Origin of the sequence: Floridaenema fluviatile BLCC-F154 (assembly GCF_041929135.1) — a bacterium.
Classification (GTDB): domain Bacteria; phylum Cyanobacteriota; class Cyanobacteriia; order Cyanobacteriales; family Aerosakkonemataceae; genus Floridanema; species Floridanema fluviatile.
Genome location: NZ_JBHFNS010000092.1, coordinates 275,224 through 283,855, shown reverse-complemented (window position 1 = coordinate 283,855; position 8,632 = coordinate 275,224). Strand labels below are relative to the sequence as shown.

The window sequence follows — 8,632 nt, the reverse complement described above, 5'->3', positions numbered from 1 at the left end:
TGGCGCTGTCAGCGTGAATGTGAATCCCACTGACGGTACAGCTACTGCTCCTAATGATTACGACAATACGCCGATTCTGGTTAGTTTTGCCAGTGGTGAGGCAAATCAAACTGTCAATATTCCGATCGTGGATGACTCTTTGTTAGAAGGCAATGAAACGATTAATTTGTCTTTGAGTAACCCCACAGGTGGCGCAACTCTTGGAAATCAAAATACGGCGATTTTAACCATTGTTGATAATGATGCTAATCATGCACCTGTTGCTGTTGATGACACTACTACTACTAGTAGAAACGTTCCACTAACTATTCCAGTAGCTACTCTGTTGAGTAATGATACTGATGAAGATGGAGATACACTCACTCTCAGCAGTGTGAGCGGCGCGACGAACGGTAGTGTTGAACTTGGCGAAAACGGTACTGTTGTTTTTACTCCTGCTGCTGATTTTTTGGGAGAAGCGAGTTTTGATTATACGATCGCAGACAACAACAATAATACTGATACTGCCCAAGTTATCGTCACAGTTAATCCTCCTCAACCAACCGAAGGAGATGATATTCTCTACGGAACACCAGAAAATGACACAATTGATGGCTTAGGTGGTAATGACCAAATTTTTGGTTTAGGAGCTAATGATTTACTTTATGGTAGTGAAGGCAACGACACCTTAAATGGTGGTGAAGGTGATGACTACCTCAATCCTGGTACAGGCATTAATGTTGTAATTGGTGGTACAGGATTTGACCTTCTTGACCTGGACTACTCAACCGAAATTAACAACCTGACAATTAATTACACTGACCCTAACAATGGCACCATTTCTGATGAATCCAGTTTCTCAGAAATCGAATGGGTGATTTTCAAGAGTGGTACAGGTAATGATACTGCTGACCTGTCAGCAGCTAATTATGCTGAGTTTCGCGGTAGTGAGGGGAATGATTCTTTCCTTGGTGGTGCGGGGAATGATTACTTAGAAGGTGGTTTTGGTAGCGATACCCTCATTGGTGGAGAAGGCAATGATGTCATCGAAGGTTGGGGCCCTGGTGACGCACCTTCTGATGAAGGGGATTACATTGATGCTGGTGGAGGTAATGATGTTGTCTATGGAGATGCAGGTAATGATTTAATCTTAGGCGGAGCAGGAAGCGACCATCTTGATGGTGTAGGCGGAAACGATACCCTTCGCGGTGGAGAGGGGGATGACCGCAAAATTGGGGATTTTGGTGGTTTATTTGGTGGCGAAGGGGATGATTTGCTTTTTGGAGAAGCGGGTAATGATGAACTTTGGGGCCAAGCGGGTAACGATACCCTAGAAGGTGGAGAAGGCGATGATGTATTGAATGGTAATCAGGGAACAGATTCTATCTACGGCGATCAAGGTAACGATATCATTCGCGGTGGTAAAGATGATGATGCCGTTTTTGGCGGTGCTGAAAATGATCAGCTTTTTGGAGATTTAGGTAATGACAGTCTTTGGGGTGGAGAGGGCGACGATACTTTAACTGGAGGTAATGTTACTGGTCTTACTCCTGGAGTTGGAGAAAAAGATTTTCTTCATGGTGGTATGGGGAGCGATCGCTTTATCCTGGGAGATGTTATCTGGCTTACCTACGACGATAACGACACGGCAACTGATGGAAGCAATGATTATGTAACGATCGCTGATTTTAACCTAACTGAAGATATTATTCAGCTTCAAGGTTCTCCTAACAAGTACATTCTAGAAGTATCCGATTCTGACACCAAGCTATTAATTGATAAACCAAGTAATGAACCGGATGAATTGATCGCTATTATTCAAGGTGTAACCGATCTAAATCTGGAAGCTGATTACTTTGTTTTTGCACAGCCAGATAATCAACCTCCTGTTGCTCAAAACGATACTGCTACTACCTATCAAAACACTCCCATTACTATTACAGCAGCTACTCTGTTGAGCAATGATACTGATGAAGACGGGGATATACTCACTCTCAGCAGTGTGGGCAACGCGACGAATGGTAGTGTTGAACTTGACGAAGAAGGTAATGTCGTTTTTACCCCTGCTACTGACTTTTTGGGAAAAGCGATTTTTGATTATACGATCGCTGACAACAAAAACGGCACTGATACTGCCCAAGTTACTGTTACTGTAAATCCTGTGATTGACCCGCCATTAAATTTAATCGGGGGAGATGGCGATGACACTTTGACGGGGAAAGGTGGTAACGACACTATTGATGGTGCTAAAGGTCGGGATGCGATTTTTGGCGGCGATGGTGATGATATTTTAATTGGAGGTTTGGGTGGCGATACGCTGACAGGTGGTGATGGTAATGACCAATTTGTTTATCGTAATTTTAGCGATCGCACTGACCAAATTATCGATTTTACCCCTGGCAAAGACCTCCTCGTTTTGACGGAAGTATTTACTAATCTTCCTGATTATAGCGGTACAAATCCGATCGATGACGGCTATATGCAGCTAGTTCAAAGCGGCTCAAATACTCTCGTTCAAATCGACCCAGATGGCGCAGGTTTCGCTACGTTCAAAACACTGGTTACGCTGCAAAATGTCTTATCTAGTGATTTGAATGCTAATAGTTTCCAATTCTAAATACTAATGCTAAGTAGGTGAATCAACCTGCTTAGTATTAGAACTTTTTAGCTCAGCATCACCAAATAATTTTAACCTGAAGTGTTTCTTGGAGTTCTATCTATGTCAACTACTACTGTTTTGAAATTTTTCACTTTAACTAGTTTAGTTAGTCTGTCCCTTATTCTGGACACTAATCCTTCCTCCGCTGCTATCCTCAATGGTAATTTCGATCCGAATTTGGATGGATGGACTTCTTTAGGAGATGTGGGAGTTCAGAATTCACAGGCATTGCTCAAAACTGATACTGTAAATGATAACTATGCAGCACTCGAACAGTTTTTAAATTCCCCTGCTGGAGGACTCGATCAAGTAGGAAATGGAGAAGTTTTTCAAGGTTCTGCTCTCAAACAAATAATTACAGCCGAAGCAGGAGAAGTTTTGACTTTTAACTGGAATTTTTTAACAAATGAACCAGCCGAAAGTACTGATTTTAATGATTTTGCATTCTTTACAATCAATGGGAATCCTGTTAAACTAGGCGATACATTCTCGGAATTTTCTAGTTCCGCTACACCGTTTGAAAAAGAAACTGGATTTAAATCAAAATCCTATAAGTTCCAAAATTCTGGTACTTATACTTTAGGTTTTGGGGTTGTGGATGTGTATGATGCTGGTAAAAATTCGGGGTTATTAATTGATAATGTTGCCTTGTCTAAACCTGCGAGTTCCGTTCCTGAACCTTCTACTGTATTGGGGGTTTTAGTGCTTGGTTCTTTGGGCGCAATTCGGCGATTCTTACATCTTTAAAATATTGTAGCTTGTTGGGTAGGTGCGATCGCCCAACAAGCAGCTACAAATTCATTCTCTAAATATTGATTCAAAGGTTGTAAACTATCAGCAAATAATCCAATTACTGTTGAGGAAAGATTACGACTGAAGTCGCTACTACGAACGAAGATTATGAACTTTTATTCTTGGGGTGGGGTGTTGGGTTTGGATTCGGTGATTTGATTGCGAAAAGGCCAGCCCGATCGCTTATCATAATTAGATGCGATCGCTAACAACAATCCACCTAAAATGAATACTGGTAATGGTAAAGTTAGCTGTTTCATCCAGTTAAACAGTTGTGCTAAAGCAAACAATAGTAGAAAACTAGCAAACCAAACTCTCATTTTTTCACCTCAAACCATGTTCTATAATTTTAAAGTTTAAATGTTTTTTGAATTGCTCCAGACACAGAGAACGCAGAGGGAGGAGAGGGAGGATTTATAACTTAAATCGGATTGCGAATTTGATACAAAACGTTACACTAGTATTTGTGCTTAGTCTGATTTTCGCGCCGAGAGAGGTTCTGTGTCACTATTAACGCCAGAAGTCAAGCAGCGAGTAGAACAATTACGGCAAAAGCTTCAGGAAGCAAGCTATGCCTATTATGCTCTCGATAATCCAATTATGGAGGATGCCGTATACGATCGCTTGTACCGGGAATTACAAGATTTAGAAACTCAATATCCAGAAGTAATTACTTCAGATAGTCCCACCCAGCGAGTCGGCGAACGTCCTGCAACACAGTTTACCGCAGTGCGGCACAATATTCCGCTTTACAGTTTGGAAAATGCTTTTAATATAGAAGAGTTTGCTGCTTGGCAGGAACGTTGGCGGCGTTATGCGAAAGAACAGGAAACAGAAAAAGATACTTTTGAATATGTTTGTGAATTGAAAATTGATGGTTCAGCTTTGGCGCTAACTTATGAAAATGGAGTATTAGTTAGAGGTGCGACTAGGGGTGATGGAATTACCGGGGAAGATATCACCCAAAATGTGAAAACAATTCGTTCCATTCCTCTGAAATTAAACTTAGAAAATCCACCTTTTCGCGTCGAAGTAAGAGGAGAGGCATTTTTAGCATTAGATACTTTTAAACAGATTAATCAGGAACGGGAAAAAGCAGGAGATACTTTATTTGCCAATCCTCGTAATGCTGCTGCGGGAACTTTACGCCAATTAGATTCGCGCATTGTGGCAAAACGCAGGTTAGATTTCTTTGCTTATACTTTACATATTCCCGGAAAAGATGATGCGGAAATTACCCAAACTCAATGGGAATCTTTGGAATTATTGCAAAAAATCGGTTTCCGAGTCAATCCGAATCGGCAACTTTGTCGAAGTTTAGCAGATGTCGCAGATTACTATAATGCTTGGGATCAAAAAAGGTTAAATTTGCCCTACATGACTGATGGGGTAGTGGCGAAATTAAACTCTTTCAAATTACAAGAACAACTTGGTTTTACCCAAAAATTTCCCCGGTGGGCGGTAGCTTTAAAATATGCTGCCGAAGAAGCACCAACTCGCGTCGAAACTATTAGTGTAAATGTGGGAAGAACGGGCGCAATTACACCTTTGGCGGAACTAACTCCGGTACAATTGGCGGGAACTACGGTTTCACGGGCAACATTGCATAATATTGATTATGTGCGATCGCTAGACATTCGTGTAGGCGACACCGTAATTATTCACAAAGCTGGCGAAATTATCCCCGAAGTCGTCAAAGTTTTAACTGAACTTCGCCCCCCCAATACTAAACCTTTTGAAATGCCAACTTGTTGCCCAGTTTGCAATCAACCTGTGGTAAAGTTACCCGATGAAGCTGTTACCCGCTGCGTAAATGCTTCCTGTCCAGCAATTTTAAAAGGTGCATTGGTACATTGGGGAAGTCGTGACGCTTTAGATATTAATGGATTAGGCGAAAAACTAGTGCATCAAATGGTAGAAAAAAACCTCGTGCATTCCGTTGCAGATTTGTACGATTTAACCCCGGAAAAATTGATGAATTTAGATAGAATGGGGCAAAAATTAGCTACAAAATTAATCGACGCAATTAATCAATCAAAAGCTCAACCTTGGGCAAGAGTATTATATGGTTTAGGTATTCGTTTAGTCGGTAGCGTCAACGCCCAAACTTTAACCCAAAAATTTACCAGCGTCGAACAATTAGAATCAGCTTCAGCAACATCTATTGAGGCAGTTTATGGCATAGGCGCAGAAATTGCCCAAAGTGTGTTTCAATGGTTCCAAGTTCCCGCAAATCAAACCTTAATCGAAAGATTAAAAGCAGCGAATTTACAACTCGCAAATCAAGAAATCGCTCCAAGTTCGACAACTCAAAGTCACAAATTTAACGGCAAAACTTTTGTCCTTACCGGAACTTTACCCACCTTAAAACGCGATGAAGCTAAAGATTTGATTCAAAAAGCTGGCGGAAAAGTCACAAATTCAGTAAGTGCTAAAACTAACTTTGTAGTAGTCGGAGAAGATGCAGGTTCTAAACTGCAAAAAGCCGAAGAATTAGGAATCACCCGATTGTCGGAAGCGGAACTTTTGCAAATGTTGGAAAATTAAAGTCTTAAATCTGAAATCTAAAATTACCAATGTTATTGCATCAAACTTCGGGAAAATGGCGTTTAGGTTTAGCACTATCATTATTAACTGTTTTGTTATGGGGAGTGCTACCAATTGCCTTAAAAGTAACACTTCAAGGATTAGATGCCTACACCGTTACTTGGTTTAGGTTTTTAATGTCTTTTGGCTTACTTGGTGTCTATTTAGCTACTAGAAAACAACTACCTTCTGGGGAAAAATTACGTTCTCTACCCTTAAGTTTGTTGGCAATTGCTAGTATATTTTTAGCAATGAATTATATCCTTTATCTGTTAGGTTTATCCTACACAACTCCCGCCAATGCTCAAGTTTTAATTCAACTTGCTCCCGTGTTAATGGGATTAGGAGGAATCTATATTTTTAAAGAACGTTATACTCTGCTCCAATGGACAGGTTTAGGAGTATTAACGTTAGGATTTCTTTTGTTTTTTAATGAACAATTGAGAACCTTGATTACTGCTCAAGGAAAATACTTGTTTGGTTCAGCTTTAATTGTTGTAGCTGCGATCGTTTGGGCAATTTATGGTTTAGCACAAAAACAACTTTTACAACAGTTAACTTCAGCAAATGTCATGTTATTAATTTATGGCATTTGTGCAATGTTGTTTGCTCCTTTTGCTCAACCCCAAGATATACTTAAATTAACTCCTTTGCAGTTCACTATGCTGATTTTTTGTGGGTTGAATACCATTATTGCTTATGGTGCTTTTGCCGAATCTTTAGAACATTGGGAAGCGTCAAGGGTTAGTGCTGTATTAGCTACTGCTCCGATTGTTACTTTACTTTCCGTTTGGTTAGTAGCATTTTTGTTTCCGACTTGGATTGTTACCAATAACCTAACAATTGTAGGAGTGTTGGGAGCTAGTTTAGTTGTTATTGGTTCGATGACGATCGCTTTGGGTAAAAAACCTAACTGAGATGTTTCACCCCGATCGTAAACCAGGCTTTTGCCGATCGATTTTTCCGAGAAAACCCGGTTTATTATTAACTCAAGTTGCTAGTGATTAATTTTGGCTAAATTTGTGGTTTGTAGGGTGCATTATACAGGGAAATTTTGGCAAATCAAAATAATTTTCCGGTTCTGACACACCCTACGGAATCTATTATCATAAGGTTCATAATTTCAGCTAAACATAAAAAATTTAAAATAATCTTAAATATTGCTTCAAGAAAATTAATTTTTTTTTAAGCTTTGGTAAATTTGCCGTTGAGTATACTGTTGAGTAAATGTTATGCTCATAAAGACAAAAAACGCCAATCACACTAACTCTTGATTAAATAACATAACTATTCAACCAAAAATTAGTGTGTGGTGTCCGCTAGAGAATCAATATTGAGGAAATTAGGCTATGTTAACGAATAAAAAATAGGGCTGAGAGATGTCGATTTTAGAAATCAAGTTACCAATTCACGAAACTTTTCAAAGTACGGTTCAGGGTGAGGGATACTGGAGTGGCACCTTAGTAGACTTTATTCGCTTGTCTGGTTGTCCAGTGGGCTGTCCTTGGTGTGATACAGGTTATGCTGATGGGGGGAAAAATTTACCGCGAGTGGAACGTCCCATTGATGAGCTTTTAGGGGAACTCAAATCTCCTAGAGTAGTGATTAGTGGGGGAGAACCATTCATTCAAAAGCATTTACCTGAATTAGTGCAAGCTTTGTTAGACGCAGGGAAAAAAGTTCATATTGAAACGTCAGGATCTTTTTGGCAAGAAGTTTCTCCCGAAGCTTGGATCACCCTATCTCCCAAACAACATATTAACCCTAAATACCCAGTACAGCCGCAATTTTGGAGCCGCAGTAATGAGGTGAAAATAGTGATAGAAACGGGTAGAGAAATAGAGTTATATAAGGAACATCTATCTGCTCACCCCGATCTCTATGTCTACCTACAACCTGAGTGGAACAGATGGTCTAAGTCACTGTCTCTGATCTTGCAGATGTTACAAGAAAAACCTGATTACAAACTTTCTCTACAAACACATAAATACATAGGGGTACAATGACAACGAATCAGTGGTTATTGGCTAAAGAATTTCGGTTTGAAGCAGCACATAAGTTACCCCACCATGATGGTAAGTGTGCTCGCTTGCATGGGCATAGTTGGCGTGGGGTTGTCTATGTGTCTGGTGATGCCTTGGTGGAAAACGGTGCTAAACAAGGCATGGTGATCGACTATTCAGATATCAAAAAATATCTCAAACCCTTGGTGGAAAATTATTTAGACCACTATTATTTAAATGAATCAACAGGTTTGGAATCACCAACTAGCGAACAAATTGCGGCTTGGATCTATGAAAAATTAGAAGAAGCAGGATTACCAGGGCTAACGGCGGTCAGAATTGAGGAAACTTGCACTTCAATCTGTTTGTATTCTAAAACCCGGATAGCTGGCTGGTTGAATTCTGGGGAAAGTTTGAATGTACACCATTATCGTCAAGATGAAGATGGCGTAGGAATTAACTTAACAAGTATTATGTAGAAGCTAGACTCCCAAATCGGCAACACCTGATTTTCTATTGTTAGGTTGCCCTCGCAAGTTCTAACTCCTCACAAAGCTACTGGATTAGGGAAGATTCGCTCACCTATTCAAACTGTTATAAGACCAAATTAGGA

7 protein-coding genes are annotated in these 8,632 nt (G+C 40.1%); 6 read left to right on the top strand and 1 reads right to left on the bottom strand.

Features of this window, described 5'->3' with window-relative positions; genetic code table 11:
• Together ACE1B6_RS26960 and ACE1B6_RS26955 are read left to right on the top strand one after the other, a co-directional pair.
• Positions 1-2,596 (top strand): cadherin-like domain-containing protein (locus ACE1B6_RS26960; RefSeq protein ID WP_413260374.1); only part of this gene is annotated, 2,596 nt, incomplete at its 5' end.
• Positions 2,597-2,698: 102 nt separating this feature from the next.
• Positions 2,699-3,385: a PEP-CTERM sorting domain-containing protein gene (locus tag ACE1B6_RS26955; protein ID WP_413260373.1), complete on the top strand. Its 687-nt coding sequence runs from the start codon at positions 2,699-2,701 to the stop codon at positions 3,383-3,385.
• 161 nt (positions 3,386-3,546) lie between these two features.
• Here ACE1B6_RS26955 and ACE1B6_RS26950 read toward each other — a convergent pair whose 3' ends face one another.
• Positions 3,547-3,750: a hypothetical protein gene (locus tag ACE1B6_RS26950; RefSeq protein WP_413260372.1), complete on the bottom strand. Its 204-nt coding sequence runs from the start codon at positions 3,748-3,750 to the stop codon at positions 3,547-3,549.
• A gap of 181 nt (positions 3,751-3,931) precedes the next feature.
• Between ACE1B6_RS26950 and ligA the strand changes: the two genes are divergently transcribed.
• From ligA to queD, 4 genes are all read left to right on the top strand, one after another.
• A complete protein-coding gene (gene ligA / locus ACE1B6_RS26945) occupies positions 3,932-5,977 on the top strand; it encodes an NAD-dependent DNA ligase LigA (RefSeq protein ID WP_413260371.1) in 2,046 nt (681 codons plus the stop codon).
• Between the two features lie 29 nt (positions 5,978-6,006).
• On the top strand, positions 6,007-6,933 hold the full coding sequence (locus ACE1B6_RS26940; protein WP_413260370.1) for a DMT family transporter: 927 nt from the start codon (positions 6,007-6,009) through the stop codon (positions 6,931-6,933).
• A gap of 462 nt (positions 6,934-7,395) precedes the next feature.
• A complete protein-coding gene (locus tag ACE1B6_RS26935) occupies positions 7,396-8,022 on the top strand; it encodes a 7-carboxy-7-deazaguanine synthase QueE (protein WP_413260369.1) in 627 nt (208 codons plus the stop codon).
• Positions 8,019-8,498, top strand: coding sequence for a 6-carboxytetrahydropterin synthase QueD (gene queD / locus ACE1B6_RS26930; RefSeq protein ID WP_413260368.1), 480 nt, complete (start codon positions 8,019-8,021; stop codon positions 8,496-8,498). Before ACE1B6_RS26935 ends, queD begins: the two co-directional genes overlap by 4 nt.
• Positions 8,499-8,632 lie beyond the last annotated feature (134 nt).

Bases quoted from the DNA above. Each gene is read 5' to 3' on its own strand.
- ACE1B6_RS26955 (WP_413260373.1), top strand. From the start codon at position 2,699: ATGTCAACTACTACTGTTTTGAAATTTTTCACTTTAACTAGTTTAGTT.
- ACE1B6_RS26950 (WP_413260372.1), bottom strand. From the start codon at position 3,750: ATGAGAGTTTGGTTTGCTAGTTTTCTACTATTGTTTGCTTTAGCACAA.
- ACE1B6_RS26940 (WP_413260370.1), top strand. From the start codon at position 6,007: ATGTTATTGCATCAAACTTCGGGAAAATGGCGTTTAGGTTTAGCACTA.
- ACE1B6_RS26935 (WP_413260369.1), top strand. From the start codon at position 7,396: ATGTCGATTTTAGAAATCAAGTTACCAATTCACGAAACTTTTCAAAGT.
- queD (WP_413260368.1), top strand. From the start codon at position 8,019: ATGACAACGAATCAGTGGTTATTGGCTAAAGAATTTCGGTTTGAAGCA.